This is a genomic window from Maribacter algae (genome assembly GCF_047345745.1).
Lineage (GTDB): Bacteria > Bacteroidota > Bacteroidia > Flavobacteriales > Flavobacteriaceae > Maribacter.
The window spans coordinates 996,142-1,016,061 of the sequence record NZ_JBLFES010000001.1 but is presented as its reverse complement, the minus strand read 5'-3'; the positions used below and the strand labels follow the sequence as shown (position 1 = coordinate 1,016,061).

At 38.7% G+C, this 19,920-nt stretch carries 19 protein-coding genes; 8 read left to right on the top strand and 11 right to left on the bottom strand.

What is annotated here, in order from left to right:
* Positions 1 to 30 precede the first annotated feature (30 nt).
* Both ACKWBX_RS04390 and ACKWBX_RS04385 read left to right on the top strand, forming a co-directional pair.
* Positions 31 to 765 (top strand): carboxypeptidase-like regulatory domain-containing protein, encoded by a 735-nt coding sequence (locus ACKWBX_RS04390; RefSeq protein ID WP_413967437.1) that lies wholly within the window; start codon positions 31 to 33, stop codon positions 763 to 765.
* Positions 765 to 1,778, top strand: a complete 1,014-nt coding sequence (locus tag ACKWBX_RS04385) for a transglutaminase domain-containing protein (RefSeq protein WP_413967436.1) — start codon at positions 765 to 767, stop codon at positions 1,776 to 1,778. The genes ACKWBX_RS04390 and ACKWBX_RS04385 overlap by 1 nt, the downstream gene beginning before the upstream one ends.
* 125 nt (positions 1,779 to 1,903) lie before the next feature.
* On the opposite strand, the gene ACKWBX_RS04380 is transcribed toward ACKWBX_RS04385, so the two are convergent.
* The 8 genes from ACKWBX_RS04380 to ACKWBX_RS04345 form a co-directional block, all read right to left on the bottom strand.
* The gene (locus ACKWBX_RS04380) at positions 1,904 to 3,952 is read right to left on the bottom strand and encodes a M13 family metallopeptidase (RefSeq protein WP_413967435.1); all 2,049 of its coding nucleotides are present in this window, start codon (positions 3,950 to 3,952) and stop codon (positions 1,904 to 1,906) included.
* Between the two features lie 93 nt (positions 3,953 to 4,045).
* Positions 4,046 to 4,780 (bottom strand): LytR/AlgR family response regulator transcription factor, encoded by a 735-nt coding sequence (locus ACKWBX_RS04375; RefSeq protein ID WP_413967434.1) that lies wholly within the window; start codon positions 4,778 to 4,780, stop codon positions 4,046 to 4,048.
* On the bottom strand, positions 4,777 to 5,844 hold the full coding sequence (locus ACKWBX_RS04370) for a sensor histidine kinase (protein ID WP_413967433.1): 1,068 nt from the start codon (positions 5,842 to 5,844) through the stop codon (positions 4,777 to 4,779). Before ACKWBX_RS04370 ends, ACKWBX_RS04375 begins: the two co-directional genes overlap by 4 nt.
* A 161-nt stretch (positions 5,845 to 6,005) precedes the next feature.
* The gene (locus ACKWBX_RS04365; protein ID WP_413967432.1) at positions 6,006 to 6,203 is read right to left on the bottom strand and encodes a hypothetical protein; all 198 of its coding nucleotides are present in this window, start codon (positions 6,201 to 6,203) and stop codon (positions 6,006 to 6,008) included.
* A gap of 259 nt (positions 6,204 to 6,462) precedes the next feature.
* A complete protein-coding gene (locus ACKWBX_RS04360) occupies positions 6,463 to 6,993 on the bottom strand; it encodes a DUF4136 domain-containing protein (protein ID WP_413967431.1) in 531 nt (176 codons plus the stop codon).
* A 55-nt stretch (positions 6,994 to 7,048) separates the two neighbouring features.
* On the bottom strand, positions 7,049 to 8,059 hold the full coding sequence (gene obgE, locus ACKWBX_RS04355) for a GTPase ObgE (RefSeq protein WP_413967430.1): 1,011 nt from the start codon (positions 8,057 to 8,059) through the stop codon (positions 7,049 to 7,051).
* A 27-nt stretch (positions 8,060 to 8,086) separates the two neighbouring features.
* Positions 8,087 to 8,233 carry a hypothetical protein gene (locus ACKWBX_RS04350; protein WP_413967429.1) on the bottom strand — a complete coding sequence of 49 codons (147 nt, stop codon included), beginning with the start codon at positions 8,231 to 8,233 and terminating at the stop codon, positions 8,087 to 8,089.
* Positions 8,234 to 8,251: 18 nt separating this feature from the next.
* On the bottom strand, positions 8,252 to 9,361 hold the full coding sequence (locus ACKWBX_RS04345) for an adenylate kinase (protein ID WP_413967428.1): 1,110 nt from the start codon (positions 9,359 to 9,361) through the stop codon (positions 8,252 to 8,254).
* A 138-nt stretch (positions 9,362 to 9,499) separates the two neighbouring features.
* Here ACKWBX_RS04345 and ACKWBX_RS04340 point away from each other — a divergent pair, with 138 nt between their 5' ends.
* The 5 genes from ACKWBX_RS04340 to ACKWBX_RS04320 all read left to right on the top strand — a co-directional run bounded on the left by ACKWBX_RS04340 (position 9,500) and on the right by ACKWBX_RS04320 (position 14,985).
* A complete protein-coding gene (locus ACKWBX_RS04340; RefSeq protein WP_413967427.1) occupies positions 9,500 to 10,651 on the top strand; it encodes a 5-(carboxyamino)imidazole ribonucleotide synthase in 1,152 nt (383 codons plus the stop codon).
* A 26-nt stretch (positions 10,652 to 10,677) separates the two neighbouring features.
* Entirely contained in the window at positions 10,678 to 11,115 is a 438-nt protein-coding gene (locus tag ACKWBX_RS04335; RefSeq protein ID WP_413967426.1) for a hypothetical protein, read from the top strand.
* Between the two features lie 4 nt (positions 11,116 to 11,119).
* Complete coding sequence (gene purE / locus ACKWBX_RS04330) at positions 11,120 to 11,617, top strand: 5-(carboxyamino)imidazole ribonucleotide mutase (protein ID WP_413967425.1); 498 nt, start codon at positions 11,120 to 11,122, stop codon at positions 11,615 to 11,617.
* Positions 11,618 to 11,773: 156 nt separating this feature from the next.
* The gene (locus ACKWBX_RS04325) at positions 11,774 to 13,798 is read left to right on the top strand and encodes a M3 family metallopeptidase (RefSeq protein WP_413967424.1); all 2,025 of its coding nucleotides are present in this window, start codon (positions 11,774 to 11,776) and stop codon (positions 13,796 to 13,798) included.
* Positions 13,799 to 13,962: 164 nt separating this feature from the next.
* Complete coding sequence (locus ACKWBX_RS04320) at positions 13,963 to 14,985, top strand: hypothetical protein (RefSeq protein WP_413967423.1); 1,023 nt, start codon at positions 13,963 to 13,965, stop codon at positions 14,983 to 14,985.
* 2 nt (positions 14,986 to 14,987) lie between these two features.
* Here ACKWBX_RS04320 and ACKWBX_RS04315 read toward each other — a convergent pair whose 3' ends face one another.
* Both ACKWBX_RS04315 and ACKWBX_RS04310 read right to left on the bottom strand, forming a co-directional pair.
* The gene (locus ACKWBX_RS04315) at positions 14,988 to 17,528 is read right to left on the bottom strand and encodes a toxin-antitoxin system YwqK family antitoxin (protein ID WP_413967422.1); all 2,541 of its coding nucleotides are present in this window, start codon (positions 17,526 to 17,528) and stop codon (positions 14,988 to 14,990) included.
* A 210-nt stretch (positions 17,529 to 17,738) separates the two neighbouring features.
* Positions 17,739 to 18,098, bottom strand: a complete 360-nt coding sequence (locus ACKWBX_RS04310) for a rhodanese-like domain-containing protein (RefSeq protein ID WP_413967421.1) — start codon at positions 18,096 to 18,098, stop codon at positions 17,739 to 17,741.
* Positions 18,099 to 18,215: 117 nt separating this feature from the next.
* On the opposite strand from ACKWBX_RS04310, the gene ACKWBX_RS04305 reads away from it, so the two are divergent.
* Complete coding sequence (locus ACKWBX_RS04305; RefSeq protein WP_413967982.1) at positions 18,216 to 18,770, top strand: sigma-70 family RNA polymerase sigma factor; 555 nt, start codon at positions 18,216 to 18,218, stop codon at positions 18,768 to 18,770.
* 196 nt (positions 18,771 to 18,966) lie between these two features.
* Here the strand turns inward: ACKWBX_RS04305 and ACKWBX_RS04300 are convergent, their stop codons facing one another.
* Complete coding sequence (locus ACKWBX_RS04300) at positions 18,967 to 19,899, bottom strand: UbiA prenyltransferase family protein (protein WP_413967420.1); 933 nt, start codon at positions 19,897 to 19,899, stop codon at positions 18,967 to 18,969.
* Positions 19,900 to 19,920 lie beyond the last annotated feature (21 nt).

The following is a 19,920-nucleotide window of genomic DNA, read 5'->3' as shown; positions in this document are numbered from 1 at the left end:
TTAGTGGTATAACATGTAAACCGCAACAGTATGAAAAATGTATTTACTATTTCCGTCAAAAAACCGTGTTCCGAAAAGTTTCAAGACTTTGATCAAACACCATCGGGCGGATTCTGTACTTCTTGCTCAAAAGAAGTCATCGATTTTACCCAAATGTCCGATTTAGAATTGATTTCTTATTTTAGTAAGAAGAACGGTAAAACTTGTGGACGATTCAAAACGTCACAATTAAAAACGTATAACACTGGTAACGCTACTCCCATGAACACTAATTTTCTATCAAAAAGTTTCGGTATTGCAAGCTTTTCCCTGCTCGCTCTTTGTGCCGTATCCAATACCAATGCCCAAGAAACCGCTAGCCTGGAAAATATAAATCAGATAGAAGTGGCTACGCGCGTTGGCAAAGTAAAGATCCAACAAAACATAAAGGGTTCTTATTTGGTCAAAGGCGTTGTACTGGACGAGGAAAATTTACCGCTGCCAGGGGCTAACGTAGTCTTAAAGGGCAGTAACGTTGGAACAGTAACCGGTATTGATGGAAAATTTGAGTTCCCACAAAAAGTAGAGACGGGAGATGTTCTAGTTATTAGCTATCTAGGATACATTTCCCAAAAATATAAAGTTCCCGAAAGCAAATTGGACACTTTGGACATCACTATAACATTTGAAGCTGCGGATGTAGAATTAATGGGCGCTGTTGAAGTTGATGGCGTCTACAAAACAAAACGAAACCTGTTCCAAAAGATTGGAGATTGGTTTAAGTAATGAGAAAATGCCTGCTTCTTTTCCTTTTTGCATCCATATTTTCATATGCACAACAGGCCGATTTCAGTCATATCGATTTCAAAAAAGCGGACAGCATTGCATTACTCCATAAAGGCCAAAGTTTAAAAAACCTACCGGTACTGACCCATAAACTAACAGCAGATTTAACAACGGATGTTGAAAAATTCAGAGCTATATATACATGGGTCAGTACCAATATAGAAAATGATTATAACGCATATCTACGAACTCGGAAAAACCGAAAAAAAATAACCAAGGATAGGGAAGCCTTTATGCTTTGGAACAATGGTTTTACTCCAAAAGTATTTGAAAAGTTGCTCGATCAGAAAAAAACGGCTTGCACCGGTTATGCCTTTTTAATCAAGGAACTAGCAAATCTGAGCGATATTGATTGCAAAATTATTGATGGCTACGGAAGAACGGCAACATTATTTTTGAATGATAAATCAGTACCGAACCATTCCTGGAATGCCGTTTCATTACATGGTAAATGGTATCTCTGCGATGCTACTTGGTCCACAGGACGTACCATAATAACCGAGGAAGGACCAAAATTTGAATTTGAATACTATGATGGGTATTTTTTGGCAGATCCTGAACTCTTCGTAAAGAATCACTATCCTTTAGATACAAAATGGACACTCTTAAAAGAGTATCCTACGTTTAAAGATTTTATAGCTGGACCAATAGTGTACAAAGATGCTTTTCAGTTAAAAATGAGCCCAACGATTCCACAAAAAATGAAACTTGAAACTTTGAAGGATAAGGAAGTTTTCTTCAAAATTGTATCCCAAAATAATGTATCGGAAAGAAAAATTGGCTTATTGCTAAATAGAGGCGGAAGCAATAAAGAAGTAATGCCCGCTATAACTAAAAATAAGAACGATTACACGTTAGCATACACCTTTAAAAAAACCGGCCTGTATGATACCCACATTCAAGTCAACGACTCCATAATAGCAAGTTATGTTGTACGGGTAAAAAAGAAGTGATATAATGCTTTCAACAACCTAGTAGGAATTTATCTCCGGTATAATATTTACGGTTAAATATCCCGATATGTTTTTAAAACAAAAAGCCATCCAAAAAGGATGGCTTTGATTAATTTTAGTTTGGCTTACCAAATTTGAACTCTTTTTTCGGGAGCTAAATACATTGAATCACCTTCCTTAATATCAAAAGCGTCATAAAACGCTTGCACGTTCAATAAGGGTTGTATGGCCCTTACCTTTCCTGGAGAGTGCGGATCGGTCTTTATTTGAGTTTCCAGTGCTTCATTTCTGCTCAATGTTCTCCATACGGTTGCCCATGACATAAAGAAGCGTTGTTCGGGCGTAAAACCATCAATATTCTCGGGTCTCCCGTTTTCCTCAAAATATTTTTGCAAGCCGTCATAAGCTCCCAATACACCCCCTAAATCCCCTATATTTTCACCAAGGGTGAACTTACCGTTCACGTAAACATCCGGTAAAACCATAACACTGTCATATTGTTTGGCCAAAGCTTCTCCCCGTGCTGTGAAAGCGGTCAAATCTTCGTCTGTCCACCAGTTTTTCAAATTACCGTCAGCATCAAAACGAGCTCCGCTATCGTCAAACGCATGGGATATTTCATGGCCAATTACCGCGCCTATACCACCATAATTTACAGCCTCATCGGCCGTATAGTTATAGAAGGGCGGTTGTAAAATGGCAGCAGGGAAAACAATCTCATTGTTTAAGGGATTAAAATATGCATTGACCGTCTGTGGAGACATTCCCCATTCGGTCTTGTCCACAGGTTCCCCAATTTCTTCATAATTCTTATCCTGTTCCCATTTGTCCACTGCCGTCATATTTTCAAAATAACTTTTGTCCGCGGAAACTTCCATATTTGAATAGTCTTCCCATTTGTCCGGATACGCTATCTTGACCGTAAACTTGTCCAATTTCTCAATGGCCTTTGTTTTGGTCTCATCGCCCATCCAGTCCAACTTACTTATTCTTTCTTTATATGCATCGATTACATTGGCGATCATATCTTCCGCCTTTTTCTTTGCTTCGGGCGGAAATTTAGCATCAACATATAATTGTCCTAATGCTTCTCCCACCGTACCGTTCACTGTAGCCAGGGCACGCTCGTCCGCAGGGCGTTGTTTTTTGGCACCTCTCAAAAATTTCGCATAGAATTCCCAATTGGCCCTTTCAATATCAGTAGATAATCTTCCTGTAGCACTGTTAAAAGTATCCCATCTAACCAAGGTCTTTAAATCTTCAATAGGTGTCTTCTTTAAAAAATCATTCAATGATTTTGTGTATTTTAATTGTGTGACCAATAAAGTGTCAAACTTTTTGGTTATCCCAAGGTCGTTGACCATCTTTTTCAAATCTATATTTGATAGGATTTCATCAGCCTCCGCAATGGTTCTGGGGTTATTATAATTTCTGGCGTCCCTACGTTCCACTTTGTTCAATCTTGGCTCGGCCAATTCTGTTTCCATTGCCAATATCTTATCGGCAGCTTCTTTTGCCGCAGCTTCATCATCACCCAATAGCTTCAGCATTCTCGTAATATGCTTTTTGTATTCTTCACGAATTTCCACTGACCGTTCATCCTCGTCCAAATAGTAGTCCCTATCCGGTAATCCCAAACCGTTTGCTCCCAAATAAACAGCGTTCATGCTACTGTTGTTCAGGTCGGCACCAGCCCCAATACTAATAAACGGAGAAGAAACTGCAGGGTTCTTGGCCAAGACCGTTTGAAGATCGTTCAGGTTTTCTATGCTTGCAATATCTTCCAAAGCGAGTTTTAAAGGAGCTATTCCCGCTTTATTTCTTTCAATAGTATCCAGTTTTGTATCAAAGATTGCCAAAGCTTTTGCTTGATCTGTATCTGCCGCATATGTTCCGCTTTTCTTTGCTTCTGCCAAAATCTCCAAAACATCATTATCCGTAGATTTACGGAGTACGGAAAAGCCTCCCCAACTTGTTCTATCGTCCGGAATCTCCGTATTTTTCATCCAACTACCATTTACGTAGTTGTAAAAATCCTGTTTGGGGCTAACCGTGGTATCCATATTTTCCAAAACGATACCAGGAATTACTTCTTCTTTGACCTCTGCCTTTTTTTCTTCTTGACACGACATCAAAATCGACACCGCAGCGGTCATAAAAATTACTTTTTTCATCTGAATTGATTTAATTTATAATTAGTCCCTTTAATAGACGTATTTCATCAAGTTTTGTTACAAAAATACAGCTTTGGCAACGAAAATAATTTGTTATAAACTCATCTTATCTTTAAAGAGATGTGATTGCCTTCGTGAAACTTCAATTTCATCGCCATTGGACATGGTCAACTTTAACTTTCCGTTGAACCATGGAACAACATTTTGAATGAAGTTGGTATTGATGATCTGTTGCCTGTTCGCCCTAAAAAAATACTTTTCGGGAAGTTTTTGTTCTACTTGGTTCAATGATTTGTAAAGCATTGGATTTTCGTCGTTGAAAAAAACACGGGTATAGTTCCCCACTATCTCAAAATGGGAAATATCGCCTACTTTGACCAGCCAGCATTTTTCGCCGTCCTTTATGAAAATTTGGCTGTTTCCGGTCAGTCTTTCTTGGTTTGCTGCGACATTTTCCTCGTTTTTGTCCTCCAATGATGCTTCAACTTTGGCGATGGCCTTGGCAAATCTTTTCGCATTGATAGGCTTAAGAAGGTAATCCAGAGCGTTATACTCAAAAGACTTTATCGCATACTCGTCAAAGGCCGTAGTGAAAATAGTAATAGGCACCTCATCTAGCATTTCCAACAGTTCAAAACCGTCTTTCTCCGGCATATTGATATCCAGGAACAGTACATCTGGATTGGTTTCTTGAATTAATCTGTACCCATCGTCTACATTTTCCGCCTCGCCCAATATTTCTATTTGAACATGCTTTTTGATAAGTTCTTTCAACTCATTACGGGCCAATCTTGAATCTTCTACGATGACAGCTTTGATGGTACTCATGCCAAAGGAATATTTATACGTGCAATTACACTATCGTTTACTTCTTTTAAAGAGAAAAAAGCCTTCTCGCCATATAGTAATCTTAGGCGTTGTCTAATATTTTTGAGCCCTAATTGTGTTGAATTATGGGTGATGGCCAATTTTCCGGTATTACTGACTTCTATGGAAAGACCATTGTCGGTTTTTGAAGTAATCAGCTTTATGGTCCCCCCAGATTTTAAGTTTGAAATACCATGCTTAACGGCATTTTCCACTAGAAGTTGAATAATCATCGGAGGAATTTGAACGTTTAATGTCTCATTATCAATTTCCTGCGTAAACTGAAGCCTTTCTTCGAGCTGTATCTTTGACAAGGCAATGTAGTTTTCCACCATTTCCAATTCTTCTTCCAAGGCGATAGCATTTACATTGTTTTTGGTCAGCGAGTACCGTAGCATTTCAGATAGCTTTGTCAGCATATCACGCGACTTTTCAACATCTTCCAACATCAGACCGCGAATATTGTTTAAACTATTGAACATAAAGTGTGGATTTATCTGCGCTTTTAACGTATTGAGCTGCGCTTGTTTCAATGTAGTGTTCAACTCTGCCCTTTCCAAACGGTTCGCATTCAGTTTTGCAGCAATTTTCACGGACATGTAGAAAATGGTCCACCCGATAATCAAAAAGAAAGAATTGAGTATAGCAAGTCCAATTCCAAAATCCTTATAAAGCTCGGGGATTTCCAAATCGTCCGCGCCTAGATATCCTTTCAAATAACCTGTAGCAAAACTGAGCCCACCATATAACAGGGCAGTGACACAAACGGAGACCCCGAGTTTCAATACATCTCTCCCATCAAAATTATCCAAGGAAATGTATCTTTTTAGATAGTACCGCAAAGAAGAAGTGGTCAGGACACCGATGAAAAAACCAGAAATCAAGGCATATTTATAGAAATCACTTTGCTTGTACTCCCCTCCCGGGGTCATTAGGTAACTAAAGTACACCAAGCCGCCCCAACCGGCCAATTGCACGATCCAAAAAGCAATATTCCATCTGTTGGATTTAATAAATGATGTCATTCCCTATTTCACGATTAAATATCAAATATAAGTAAAGTAAGATGCCGTGTTTGACTTTAAACCGCTACAAGCAATATACTTATAATGATGGAAAGAAGTAATTTTATAATTGCTATCATGGTGTTTGAATAAAGTGATTAATGGTTTTTCCAAGGATATAACTAAGCTTTACAGGCTTTCCCGTTTTCGGTTTTTTCTTCTTTATGTAAAAGCGCTACGCCCATTAGGGTCAAGCCCGCATATAATGGAAAGAAATAGTCCATTAAGTTCAAATTTGTAATGGCTCCGGTCAGCGAACCAATGACGGCTAAAGTTCCAATGGCTAATACAGTTGTTTTTGTTTTGTCGATTGTTTTCATGATATAAATATTTTAATTGTTGTTTGATTAACTTGAGGTAAATGTATATTGAAAACCGCTGCGGAAATAACAAAATATGACGAACGGTTGAAATAATAACCTGAACGGACAATTCCCTTGATTCAATTGTAAAATACTGAAAATCAATTATTTATATTAAAGAATTGTAAAATAAAAACATTCGGAAAGCCCTTATTATGGGCTTTCCGAATGTTTTTAGGGTATTTAATACGTGTTGAATCCCGATTATCTTTTTAGATTAATTTTTACGGGTTTTGGGTGGGTATTTGCTAAAAATTTTGGTGATCAGTTCCTGCATTTTTTCTTCTTTTACCGCAGGTAGACTACTTTCTTTGTAATTACTGATGCTCACGGCTTGCCAAATTAGTATATCCTTCTTGGCATCTACCAAGTCTATGACCAGCTCTCTTTCTGTATTTGGTCCGCCAACGGGAATTCCTACGGAAACACCGCCACCAACATTGCCGCCCGTACCTCCCAATCCTACACCAACTGTATTACCAGGTTGGGATTGAAACACCTTACTTTCAACATTTATGAGAATATCCGGCTCTTCAGAAAACAATAATCCTTTGGTTTGCAATGTTACATCCATGGCACGAAACAACCTTTTTTCGTCCAAACCGTTCAAACCGGTAACCATATCATCAAAATAATTGTAAGTGGTATAGTTGGAGAAGTCCGTTTGGCGGTCGTAATCATAATTAATCCGGGCCGCCCCGCAGGAAGCGAATACTAAAAGCAGAAATATGTAAGTCAATGATTTCATATGCTGCACTTTATATAAAGTTAACTAAAAATCAATTAAGCGGGTGAGTATATCACTAAATATCAGACTTATTGAGCATGGCCCAAAGCCTATCCTTGAGCTCCGTGATACCCAACTGTGCTACAGAGGAAATAAACATGTATGGCGTATTCTTCAAGTCCTTATCCAATTCTATACGCATCTCGTCCATGAGTTCTTCATCCAACATATCGCTTTTAGAAATCACTACAAGTCGCTCTTTGTCCAACAATTCTGGATTATACCTACGCAGTTCGTCCAATAGGATTTCGTATTCCTTGCTGATATCCGCACTATCCGCCGGAATCAAAAAAAGTAGGGTTGCGTTTCGCTCTATATGTCTCAAAAAATAATGGCCTAAGCCTTTGCCTTCGGCAGCTCCCTCGATAATACCGGGAATATCCGCCATAACAAAACTTTTAAAATCACGATATTCCACAATGCCCAAATTGGGTTTTAAGGTGGTAAACTCATAATCCGCAATCTTAGGTTTCGCCGAGGTAATTACCGAAAGTAAAGTGGATTTTCCTGCATTAGGAAATCCGACAAGACCCACATCTGCCAGTATTTTCAATTCCAAGGTTACGCGCGTTTCCTGACCGGGTATACCTGGCTGTGCGTACCTTGGCGTTTGATTGGTAGCCGTTCTAAAATGCCAATTGCCCCGGCCGCCCATACCGCCTTCAAGTAATATTTTTTCTTCTCCAGCTTCGGTAATTTCAAATAGGATTTCATTGGTTTCGGTGTCCCGGACAATAGTTCCCAAAGGCACATCCATATATACGTCCTCACCATCTGCCCCACTACTTCTACTTTTGGAGCCATGACCGCCATGACCTGCCTTAAAATGTTTTTTAAATTTATACGTGACCAAGGTCCATAAGTTTGGATTGCCCCTAACGATGACATGACCGCCACGGCCGCCATCACCACCATCCGGACCTCCTTTGGTAATATATTTTTCCCTATGCAGATGTACGGAGCCTTTGCCCCCGTTTCCGGACTCGGCGTATACCTTTACATAATCAACAAAATTACCTTCGGTCATGGAATAAAAATTATAGGTAGTAGTCGGTTACAAACCAAAATCTACGGAATCATCAATATAAAAAACATATACTAAATAAAGCGCAGCTATGATAATCATAATCAGAACCGAGAGGCATCCTGTGGTAAAGCACCCCTTCAAAGCTACTTTGGAATTGATTACCTCCTCTGCCATTGTATTTCACGAAGTTATTTAGGATAATCCCTCGATCACTTTTGTCAATCTTGCGGTAATCTCCCCGATCGTACCAATACCGTTTACGCTGTAAAACTTACCCTGTTCCTCATAGTACTCCTTTAATGGCGCGGTTTTGACATTATACTCATCAAATCGGTTACGGATTTTATCCACATCTTGATCGTCCGTACGCCCGCTTATTTTCCCTCTTTCCAACAAACGTTCAATGAGCGTCTCATCATTGGCTTCCAAAGCTATAGTAGCATTTACGGCCATATCCTTGGATTCCAAGAAATTATCCAACGCTTCGGCCTGTGCCGCTGTTCTCGGAAAACCGTCAAAGATAAAACCATCGGCCTCCGGATTTTTATCCACTTCGTCCTCCAACATTTTAATGGTCACTTCATCCGGCACTAAATCGCCCTTATCAATATAAGATTTGGCCAAAGTTCCAAGTTCTGTTCCGTTCTTGATATTATAACGAAAAACGTCTCCGGTAGAAATGTGCTTTAAGTTGTACTTATCTTTTAAAAATTGGGCCTGCGTGCCTTTTCCAGCACCCGGTTTCCCAAAAAGTACAATATTGATCATATGTTTTTGGTTTAGTTGGTATACTTCCTTTAAGTTTCTTCCTAATTCATTATAGTCCAAGCCATATCCCACGATAAATTTATTGGGAATTTCCAGGCCAAAGTAGTCTATGGCGTATTCGCCGTTGTACACTTCGGATTTATAAAAGAGGCTGGCAATTTTAAATTCCTTCACATTGGTATTGGCAAACAAGTGTACCAATTCTTGCAAGGTTCTGCCCGTATCAATAATATCCTCGAGAATTATAACGCTGCGCCCTTCTATATTTTCTGGCAAATCCAACAAGGTTTCCACAATGCCCGTGGATGTCAAACCTTGGTAGGAACTAAGCTTTACGAAGGATACTTCGCAAGGATGTTGATACGCCTTTAGAAAATCGGACACGAACATAAAGGATCCGTTAAGTACCCCTACAAAAATGGGTGTCTGGTCCTTATAATCTGCAGCAATCTTCTCGGCAATACTATTTACGGCTTGCTGGATCTCCTTCTCGCTTATAAAAGGCTTAAAAAATTTATCGTGCAGTTGTATCAATTTTCGATTCTTATTAAGGATGGCAAATATAATGTTTTGCCCTGTGTTTTTTGAATTTAAAGAATCAGGAATCTCAGATTTAGCTGTATTTTTGTGGTAAATCAGGTCCTTTTAATTTAAGAACATACTTTAGACCTTATGAATTACTTTTCTTCCAATTTTAAGCTCGGTATTTTAGGGGGTGGCCAATTAGGTAAAATGATGCTTTACGAAACCAGAAAATGGGACATTAAGACCAAAGTTTTGGATGCATCTGCTGAAGCACCGTGTAAAATAGCTTGTAATGAATTTGTTCAGGGCAGTTTGTTGGACTATCATACGGTTTACAATTTTGGCAAAGATGTGGATGTCCTTACCATAGAGATTGAAAATGTAAATCTTGATGCCTTGGAACAATTGGAAAAAGAAGGCGTAAAAGTACATCCGCAACCGGATGCTTTGCGCATTATCCAGAACAAGGCCAAACAGAAGCTATTTTATGTTGATAATGACATTCCCACGGCATCTTTTCAGCGTTTTGCCTATTTGAGCGAAATAGAAGATAGTATCAATAATGGGGGTATAAAATTTCCTTTTGTGTGGAAAGTGGCCCAATTTGGCTATGATGGGCAAGGTGTCAAAGTAGTCCGGAAATTAGAGGATTTGGAGGGGCTGCCCACTAGCGAATGTATTGCCGAAACCATGATACCCTTCAAAAATGAATTGGCCGTTATCGTTGCACGAAATGCCAATAGTGAGATAAAGACATATCCCGTAGTGGAGATGGAATTCCATCCGGAAGCCAACCAAGTGGAATATGTCATCTGTCCGGCAAGGATTGCTCCTGAAGTAGCTGAAAAAGCACGAAACCTAGCCTTAAAAGTTGCGGAAAAAATAGGGCTTACCGGATTATTGGCGGTAGAAATGTTCCAGACCGAAGAAGACGAAGTTTTGGTGAACGAAGTTGCCCCAAGACCTCATAATAGTGGACATTACAGTATTGAGGCCAGTTATACCAATCAATTTGAACAGCATATACGTGCCATTTTAGGATTACCTCTGGGCAAGACCGAAAGTAAAGTGGCCGGAATCATGGTAAATTTAGTCGGAGCCGAAGGTCATACCGGAGATGTTATTTATGAAAACATTGGGCAAATTTTGGAAATGGAAGGCGTAACGCCGCACATCTACGGAAAAAAACAAACACGGCCATTCCGTAAAATGGGCCATGTCACCATTGTTAACGAAGATATCTCCGAAGCTCGGAGAATTGCCCAAGAAGTAAAACAGACCATTAACGTAATTTCATAATAAGAAAGATGCCTAATTTTAGATTTATGAAGGGTCAAATACTAATTTTTTCATTTCTGGCAATTTTGTGTTTTTCTTGTTCTAAAGAAGATAAAGCAGCGGAAAAACAAATTAGAATAACCACCAAAATAGAACCCACACCGGAGTGGCCAAATTTAATTCTGGGCCAATGGGAATATATAGAATCTTGTGAATCTAGCTTTATCAGTGATACTTTCACGTGTGATAGTCCTTTTTCATATACCTATACCTTTAAAACCGATGCTGTTGTTTCAACCGATAGACACTTAGATTGTCTAGAAGGTAATTATGATTTTAAAAAAGACAAATTATTTATTGCATTTGAATGTGTTGACCTATCATTTACCGCTATAGTACAATCAATAACACAAGATGAACTAATCTTGGCGTTCGGCGGAGATGACTCGGTTAGCTTTAGAGTATTTAGAAAAAACACAAATTAGAATTATGAGTAAAGTAGCCGTTGTCATGGGAAGTACCAGTGACTTACCCGTAATGCAAGATGCCATAGATATTTTAAAAGGTTTTGATATTGAAGTAGATGTGGATATTGTTTCTGCGCACCGTACTCCGGAAAAACTGTTCGATTTCAGTAAAAATGCCCATACTAACGGATACTCCGTCATTATTGCCGGAGCGGGCGGTGCCGCACACTTGCCGGGGATGGTAGCATCTATGTCCCCTTTGCCCGTTATTGGCGTACCGGTTAAAAGCAGCAACTCCATTGATGGCTGGGATTCCGTTCTTTCCATTCTTCAAATGCCGGGAGGCGTTCCCGTAGCTACCGTTGCGCTAGATGGCGCCAAAAATGCCGGGATTCTTGCAGCACAAATCATCGGTTCTTCCGATAAATGTATTTTGGATAAAATTATATTATACAAAGAAGGATTAAAGCAGAAGGTAATTGATGGAGCGAAATCAGTGAACAGTAAAAAAGCCCCCTAACCCCCAAAGGGGGAATACAATCTGGTCAAAACCAATATTGCAAACAGAAAATCTAAAAGTTAGCAGACCAAGCAGGTAAAAGTAAACTACTTTTTTCATCTGAAATTTGGAACAGCATAAACCTAAAACGAATTTATATAAACTCATAAACTTTTTATGAATCCATTACTTACCCATTTTGATACCGCACCATTCTCAAAAATCAAAAACGAGCATTTTAAACCCGCATTTTTACAGGCCATGAAAGATGCCAGAGCGGAAATAGATGCCATAACTTCCAATACCGCTGCTCCGACTTTTGAAAACACGATTGAAGCTTTGGAGTTTTCCGGTCAGCAACTGGACAGGATTTCAAGCGTATTTTTCAATTTGAATTCGGCCGAAACCAATGATGAAATTCAGAAAATAGCACAAGAGGTATCTCCCCTACTTTCGGAATTCGGGAACGACATCACCCTAAATGAAGATTTGTTCAAAAGAATCAAGACCGTTTACGAGCAAAAAGAAAAGCTGAACTTATCCGTTGAGCAACATACGTTACTTGATAAACGCTACAAAAGTTTTAGTAGAAACGGGGCCAATCTTTCGGATGACAAAAAGAAAAGGCTACGGGAAATCGATGCGGAACTTTCCAAATTAAAACTCAAATTCGGGGAAAACGTACTTGCCGAAACCAACAAATATCAAAAACACCTCACTGATGAGAAAGATTTGGAGGGGTTACCGGACGGGGCAAAAGAGGCCGCCGCACAATTGGCAAAATCAAAAGGCAAAGCATCCGGATGGATGTTGACCTTGGACTACCCCAGCTACATTCCTTTCATGAAATATGGAAAAAACAGAGCTTTGAGAAAAGAACTTTCCATTGCTTTTGGAAGTAAAGGATTCCACAATGACGAACTAGATAATCAGAAAAATGTACTACAAATTGCCAAACTAAGGCATGAACGGGCCAATTTGTTAGGCTACAAAACCCATGCGCATTTTGTGCTGGAAGAGCGCATGGCAGAAACCCCGGAGAAAGTCCATTCCTTTTTAAATGAACTTTTGGAGAAAGCAAAACCTGCCGCTGAAAAGGAATTTTCCCAACTAGAGGCTTTCGCCAAAAAGTTGGATGGAATAGACAGATTAGAAAAGTGGGACGGTTCCTATTATTCGGAAAAACTAAAACAAAAGCTATTCAGCTTGGATGACGAGCAATTGAAACCCTATTTTAAATTAGAAAATGTAATTGACGGGGTTTTTAAAGTGGCTGAAAAACTGTTCGGGCTGCAGTTTGAAGAAGTTTTTGACATAGACAAATACCACGAGGAAGTCAAGACCTATATGGTTTACGACTTGGACAAGAATTTCATATCCGTCTTTTATGCCGATTTTCATCCGCGGGCCGGAAAACGAGGTGGCGCTTGGATGACATCGTTCAAATCCCAATGGAAAAAAGATGGGGAAAACGTGCGGCCGCACGTTTCCAATGTATGTAATTTTACGCCTTCTACGGAAACGAAACCGTCCCTGCTTACCTTTAATGAAGTTACAACCTTGTTTCATGAATTTGGACACGGACTTCATGGAATGTTGGCCAATACCACCTATCCAAGTCTTTCTGGAACCTCCGTTTACTGGGATTTTGTGGAATTGCCCAGTCAGGTAATGGAAAATTGGTGTTATGAGAAAGAAGCCTTGGAACTTTTCGCCAAACATTATGAAACAGGCGCGGTAATCCCAATGAATTTGATTACAAAAATAAAAGCATCTGCTACCTTTCAAGAAGGCATGCAAACCCTGAGACAATTGAGTTTTGGACTTTTGGATATGGCCTGGCATGGTACGGACCCTAATCCAATTAATAATGTAAAAACGTACGAGGAACAAGCCTTTAAGGGCACAAACCTTTATCCGGACACGCCTGAAACCTGTATGAGCACGTCATTTTCCCATATATTTCAAGGGGGTTATTCTTCCGGCTATTACAGTTATAAGTGGGCCGAAGTTCTGGATGCCGATGCCTTTGCCTACTTTAAAGAAGAAGGTATTTTCAACACGGAAGTGGCTTCTAAATTCAAGGAACACGTTTTGTCCAAAGGTGGTACAGAAAATCCAATGGTATTGTACAAAAGATTCCGTGGAGCCGAACCTAAAGTTGAAGCATTATTGGAACGGGCAGGATTACTTGCTGAATAAAACAAGAAAGATGCTGCTCTAAGAGCTATTGTCATCATAACAAAATAGTATTCCCATTTTGTAACACTGCCGCTTTAACTATTCACCACATTTATGGCAGCCTTTACAACATATACTTCTGTTGCCATAGAGCATTGTCTATTTTCGACTCAAAGAATTTAATTATGACCCATCTGAGAATCAAAAGAATTATATCCCCAATTTTTCTGGGATGTTTAGTTTTAGCCTGTAGTACGGATAAAGACGAGTTAATAGCAGATATTGAAAATAGTGCACCGGTCATTAATTCTACCACATTTCAGATTGCGGAACACAGTATTTCGGGAACTGTTATTGGAACTGTGGAGGCCACAGATGCAAACGAGGATGAACTAACTTACACAATCGACTCTGATTTTGATATAAATATTGATGAAAGTACGGGCGAATTATCCGTAGGTGAAAACTTGATCTTGGACTTTGAGACCGGTGAGGATGTCCCTTTTACGGTTTCAGTTTTTGACGGCACCATGATTGTTGATCTTGAAAGCTCGCTCACCATTACCAATGTTGACGAATATGACATCTTAAACGATGCTCAGCAAGAGTTAGTGGATTATTTTTCCTTTTTAACCTTGTGGAAAGGTCCTAACAATTCACCACTTGATAGCACTATAAAATGGGGGACATCCATTCAATTGTATTTGGACGGTGCTATTTCTGACGATTACAGGGCTTCCGTAACTACTGCCCTAGCGGATATGAATACGTTATTTACCGATAGCGATTTTACCATTACAATTACAGAGAATGAAACTATGGCCAACGCAATACTTTATTTTGGTGCCAAATCGGAATTGGAAAGTCTTTGGCCAGATATTTTTGAAATCGTGAACGGAGGGAATTTTGATGGCTACGCCTCAAGTAGTTTTTCAAATCGAGTTATTTCTGAAGCACGCATATGGGTTTCCAGCGCATCCGAAGTTCTTTTTAAACATGAATTGGGACATAGCATAGGATTGGGGCACTCTAATCTATGCGAAAGCGAAAATAGCTTTATGTGTTCTTCAGTTGACCCATCGCACGATATTCTTTCCATTGAGGAACAAGTACTCCGTTACCTATATCACAGTGAATTGGAAGCAGGTCTTACTGAGGCACAAATACAGGCGCAACTCTCTAATTTAATTCTATTGGAAGAACAATAAAATCAATAAAGCCTTCCTGCATCTAGATTATCCAGGTAAATATTGAGTTTGTTAATGTAACTGTCATACTTGTTCTTGGGTAGTTTTTCTTTGGCCTGAAATACGGTCTCTCCGTCTTTATTTATGAATTCTACCTTTACAGTCTCATCCTTTTTGTTGAGCACCATATGGGTAATATCCGAGCTGTAATTATAAGGTGTCAAATAAACGGTGCCACTAATTAAATTACCGTCGGCAAACATCGCGCGATGTTGTTCTTTTCCATTGGTATCATATCGTATAACATTTCCTTTTAATTTGTATCTGTCTATAGTATATTCCAATCTTTTCTTTTCCGAATCCTTGTAATAGGCGACGGTATTCGCTATGTCATTTTGGCCATATGTAGTGATGCTCTTTCCGTTATCGCCAAAGCTCACTTTTTTAGTCAATTTACCTTCTTTATAGGTCTCCTGCCCTCTACTTTTCCCATAATATTCTTGTAGAACAAGCGTACCATCGTACGGTTTCCCTTGCCGATAGACCAAACTACTGGTGATTTTGCCATCGGTGTCATAATAGACCGATTTACCATTCAATACACCCGCAATGTAATTTTGTTCTCTCAGCAATACGCCTCTGGTATCGTAGTACTTGAAAATACCTTCTTCTTTATCGTCTTTAAACTTACCTTCTTCAAGAACACTTTGGTCGTAATCCAGTTTTTGATAAAGCCCGTTTCGCTTTCCTTCCTTTATGGTATATTTTGTTCCGCTATTACGGTCATAGGCCGTTCCTTCCCATGGCTTACCGTCCTTATATGTAAAAGATGCCAAAAGCTCACCGTTGCGATTATAAAAACTGGCACAACAAGAAACATCTATATCTTCCACAAGTACGGGAATAATTTGACCATATGTATTGTTTGGACCATAATCATAATTCTTTAAACGCACTTCTTTACCTCCTTTAAAAATTTGCATCTTCTTCAACTCGTCGGAATCGTCGAAAAACTCATATAGGACACCTTCTTTTTTGTTGTAATCATAGCTTCCCAGCAGTGCTCCTTTATCATCATAAAAAGAACCTTTTGTCTCTTTATAACCCACATAATCTATATCACTTTGTATGTTGCCGTTGCTATAGAAACGGATTTCTTTTATTTTATCGAAACTATCTTTACCATACCTTTCTACACGTTTGAATTTTTTGCGTTCCGTATCACTAATTTTACGAAGTCTATACCTTGTTCTTTCATATAAAAAGCCGTTTTTATACTCTTCTATGCTAGAGATATCACCTTCATAGCCTTTATAAATCCTTTTCCCTTCAAAAGGTTTGGAATAGCTTTGGGTAGTATCCAATTTCATTTCGGCTATTTGTGTTCCGTCCTTGTCAAAATATCTTTCTGTAGTCCTAGTTTTTACGCTGAATTTTTTATCGGTATCTCTATAAAAATCTATTTCCTCGATTACCTTACCCTCTTTATAGGTTATGGTCCTATTGTCAAAAATTTCTATGCCGTCCACTGGAGCATAATTATTATAGGTAATCCTACCTATCTCATTACTGTTCTCATCATAACTTATCATGAGTTCTTTTCCTCCATTTTCGTAAAAAGTCTTTCGCTTTAATTTCTGATTTTCATAGCGTTGTTCCTCTTCTTGAATAATCCCGTTTTCGAACACGCGTTTTCCATCAGGAATAGAAGAAATAACACCGCCTTTACTGTATGAAAAGTAATACTCTGTTCCGTCAAAAGGTTTTAAATAATCCCTACCCATTTTATAGGTGATTTTCCCAAATTCTTTTCCTTCCGGGGTATAAAAGGTTTTGGAATATTCCGGTTTTTGGACAAAAAGTTCTCTAAGCCGTCCGTTTGGATAATACGTAGTGCTACCTAATAATTTTCCGTTTTCATAATACCTTATTTCCTGTACTTGCATAGGATTGTAGCAATAGAAGACCTCAACTCCTTTTATGCTACCATCGGACAATACTTCTTTTTTCCCAAGATAAGCTCCATCATTACCGTAATATTTTGAATACACTTCAAATTTATCCTTAATCCCATAGCGTTCATGTCTAATTCCTTCAAGGTTTTTATCATAAATAGTGGTTACAATCGTATCCCCCACGTATTCCGTGTACATATTTCTACCGCCGAAGAGCATATTTTGTTGTCCCGAAACAATGTACCCGTCTTCAAACTTGGCCACCAATCGCTTTTTTCCCAAATAGGTTATAAAATCACCTTCCCTACGGTTGTCTACATAATCCCCCTGCTGAAAAACGCTACCATCTTCGTTATACCAAGTCACTTGCCCTTGCCAAACATCTTTGTCCGCACTTTTAGATAAGGCGCTCATTTGTATTTGCCCCGATATGTAATAATCCTTTACTCTAAAAAGGATACCTTCTTTTTGTACCGGAGGTCTAAAAAATGATGCACTATCCTTTACGGTTTTTTTCCATTGGGAATCATAGTAGATGGTATCGTTTTGTGCAAAAAGACCAAAGGACAACAGTGTTATAAATAGAATTAAGAATGATTTAGAATACATTTAAGTTGGGTTTTTAGTATATTTTCTTTTCGATTTAGGGCAAAAATAAGATGCTATTTTTTAAACTGCATCCCTAGATTCAGGTATTTAAGTTTAGTATCTTGTAGCGCGGAAAATAAAAGTAGAGACCATTTAAAACCCGTTTACCCAGTAAGATTTTTATTGTTGATACAGTACTGAAAATATGTTCACTGAAAATAGTGAAGCCCTTTAATCTGTTTTTTGGTTCTGCCACGCATCATAACCTCCTTCTAGGTTAACAACTTGTAAAAAACCCATGGAAATCAATTTTTCTTGGGCCTTTAGGCTTCTGCCTCCCTTTTTACAGTATACATAAACGGTTTTTTTCTTGTCAATACCCTTGATCTGTTTCTCAAAATCAGCATCGAACCAATTTATATTCAAAGCATTGTCCAGATGACCGGCCTGAAACTCCTCAGGAGTACGAACGTCTATTAATATCCCCGTTTTAGCATCGTTATGTGAAAATTCTGTGATATGTTTTGAGTTACTTTGGGCACAAGTTAATTTCATTGTAACGAATAGTAACAGTATAGGGTAGTATTTCATAATTCTTCCTTTTAACCAAAAATAAACATTATGCCCGCATTAAAATATCAGGAACGTCATGAAAATATGAGGATAGTTAAATCAAATTCAATTACTTTTGAAAAGCACGGTAAAAATATGAGCACACACAAATTGGAGCCCAATAAATGGGTAGATAATTATGCAGATTACCTTTTCAATTATGCAGTGGGAAGGGTCAGCAATGGCGAAATAGCCAAAGATTTGGTATCCGAAACTTTTTTGGCCGGCCTAAAATCCGCCAAAAATTACAAGGGTGATGCCGCAGAGCGCACATGGTTGATTGCCATTTTAAAAAGAAAGGTAATAGATCATTATCGAAAAATAAACTCCAACAAAGGCAAAGCGGAGGTTCGCATGAACTACAGTTCCAACAGCGATGTTGAAGGAGATTGGTTAGAAGAACAAGTAGCGGACCCTTTTAGTTCCTTTGAAAACAGTACGATGGAAAACGAAGAATTGGGCTTGGCCATTCAAGAATGTATCGCCAAACTTCCCAAAAAGCAATCTATGGTCTTTACCATGAAAACCATTCAGGGAATTAGTACGGAAGATATTTGTAATGAATTGCAAATTAATCCGTCAAATCTTTGGGTAATGATTCATAGGGCCAGGACGGCCCTGATGGGATGCCTTAATCAAAATTGGTTTTAAAATATGACTCCTTGCGAAAAAGCTACATTAATTTGCAATAAAGCCCAGTATGGAGAGGCGAGTTTTATAGAAAAAATGAAACTCAAATTTCATTTGCTAGTGTGTAAGACTTGCTCAAAATATTCTAGCAAGAATACACAATTTACCTCATTATGCGATAAAGCAAACTTGAACAGCCTTTCGGAACAAGAAAAGCTTAAGATGAAACAGCGATTGCAAAGTGAGGGCTAAATGTGTATTCCAAAAACACTAGTATAACATACCAAATTACTGGAATACCTTCTACCCAAAAAGAAGCAAAATATTTGGATTGTTGCCGTTTTGTCTTGTACATCAAGCAGCCTAGGCCCAAGAATAGCATTCCTTTTCCAAGCAGTTCGTTATATCCTATCCTATCCTTTAAAAAGGTGCCAAAAAAGAATAGCAATACTAAAAATGCCCCGAATATTTTTGTTTTGGTTACACCGTAGTGCTGGGGTATTGTCCTCAGTTCTTTTTGGTCATATTGCAAGTCCCGTATCTCAAAGGGAATCAACAATATTAGCACTAATAAAAATCGTTGAAAGGCTTCTACCCCAATATCCCAGGGAACCGAATCATGTACCGAAATACCGGGAAGTATCACTGTAGCGCCTGACCAAACAAGCGCAACGATAAAGATTTTTAGTCCTCCCCAACTTCTTAGGTTTTTTGCATTGGGAAGTAATGGAACAGCATACAAAACGGTTAAAAGCACTAAAATTACGAGTCCCGACCAAATAGCAATACTTAAGTAATAAGCGTGATAAAGGGCCAGTCCCGAAGCTATAAAACTTAATAATTGAATGTTTTTATGATATCTATTGGCAACAAGCAAGTATTTTTCGGCCTCAACACCGTATTTAATAAAATTATAACACGAAATAGTCCCGAAGAATAAAAACCAGGAAAGGTGTTTATCGGAAGGAATGTTTAAAGTAAGCCATGTTATCTGGACTAACGAAAATACTGCAAAAGCAACATGTATACTGGCATCTAGGTAAAAGTCAAAAATCCGCTTCATCCACTTCATTAAACAAAAATAGCCAAAGTGTTTATAACCTATATTTTTGGTTGAAAAGTTTCGGTCAAGTGCCTGGAAAAGTGTCATTTTAGACAGATTTTATTGTTA

Excerpts from the sequence above, each read along its gene's own strand:
- obgE (WP_413967430.1), bottom strand. The coding sequence starts at position 8,059 with ATGACCGAAGGTAATTTTGTTGATTATGTAAAGGTATACGCCGAGTCC.
- ACKWBX_RS04360 (WP_413967431.1), bottom strand. The coding sequence starts at position 6,993 with ATGAAATCATTGACTTACATATTTCTGCTTTTAGTATTCGCTTCCTGC.
- ACKWBX_RS04365 (WP_413967432.1), bottom strand. The coding sequence starts at position 6,203 with ATGAAAACAATCGACAAAACAAAAACAACTGTATTAGCCATTGGAACT.
- ACKWBX_RS04325 (WP_413967424.1), top strand. The coding sequence starts at position 11,774 with ATGAATCCATTACTTACCCATTTTGATACCGCACCATTCTCAAAAATC.
- ACKWBX_RS04335 (WP_413967426.1), top strand. The coding sequence starts at position 10,678 with ATGAAGGGTCAAATACTAATTTTTTCATTTCTGGCAATTTTGTGTTTT.
- purE (WP_413967425.1), top strand. The coding sequence starts at position 11,120 with ATGAGTAAAGTAGCCGTTGTCATGGGAAGTACCAGTGACTTACCCGTA.
- ACKWBX_RS04385 (WP_413967436.1), top strand. The coding sequence starts at position 765 with ATGAGAAAATGCCTGCTTCTTTTCCTTTTTGCATCCATATTTTCATAT.
- ACKWBX_RS04320 (WP_413967423.1), top strand. The coding sequence starts at position 13,963 with ATGACCCATCTGAGAATCAAAAGAATTATATCCCCAATTTTTCTGGGA.
- ACKWBX_RS04375 (WP_413967434.1), bottom strand. The coding sequence starts at position 4,780 with ATGAGTACCATCAAAGCTGTCATCGTAGAAGATTCAAGATTGGCCCGT.
- ACKWBX_RS04350 (WP_413967429.1), bottom strand. The coding sequence starts at position 8,233 with ATGGCAGAGGAGGTAATCAATTCCAAAGTAGCTTTGAAGGGGTGCTTT.
- ACKWBX_RS04380 (WP_413967435.1), bottom strand. The coding sequence starts at position 3,952 with ATGAAAAAAGTAATTTTTATGACCGCTGCGGTGTCGATTTTGATGTCG.
- ACKWBX_RS04340 (WP_413967427.1), top strand. The coding sequence starts at position 9,500 with ATGAATTACTTTTCTTCCAATTTTAAGCTCGGTATTTTAGGGGGTGGC.
- ACKWBX_RS04390 (WP_413967437.1), top strand. The coding sequence starts at position 31 with ATGAAAAATGTATTTACTATTTCCGTCAAAAAACCGTGTTCCGAAAAG.
- ACKWBX_RS04370 (WP_413967433.1), bottom strand. The coding sequence starts at position 5,844 with ATGACATCATTTATTAAATCCAACAGATGGAATATTGCTTTTTGGATC.
- ACKWBX_RS04305 (WP_413967982.1), top strand. The coding sequence starts at position 18,216 with ATGAGCACACACAAATTGGAGCCCAATAAATGGGTAGATAATTATGCA.
- ACKWBX_RS04315 (WP_413967422.1), bottom strand. The coding sequence starts at position 17,528 with ATGTATTCTAAATCATTCTTAATTCTATTTATAACACTGTTGTCCTTT.
- ACKWBX_RS04310 (WP_413967421.1), bottom strand. The coding sequence starts at position 18,098 with ATGAAATACTACCCTATACTGTTACTATTCGTTACAATGAAATTAACT.
- ACKWBX_RS04300 (WP_413967420.1), bottom strand. The coding sequence starts at position 19,899 with ATGACACTTTTCCAGGCACTTGACCGAAACTTTTCAACCAAAAATATA.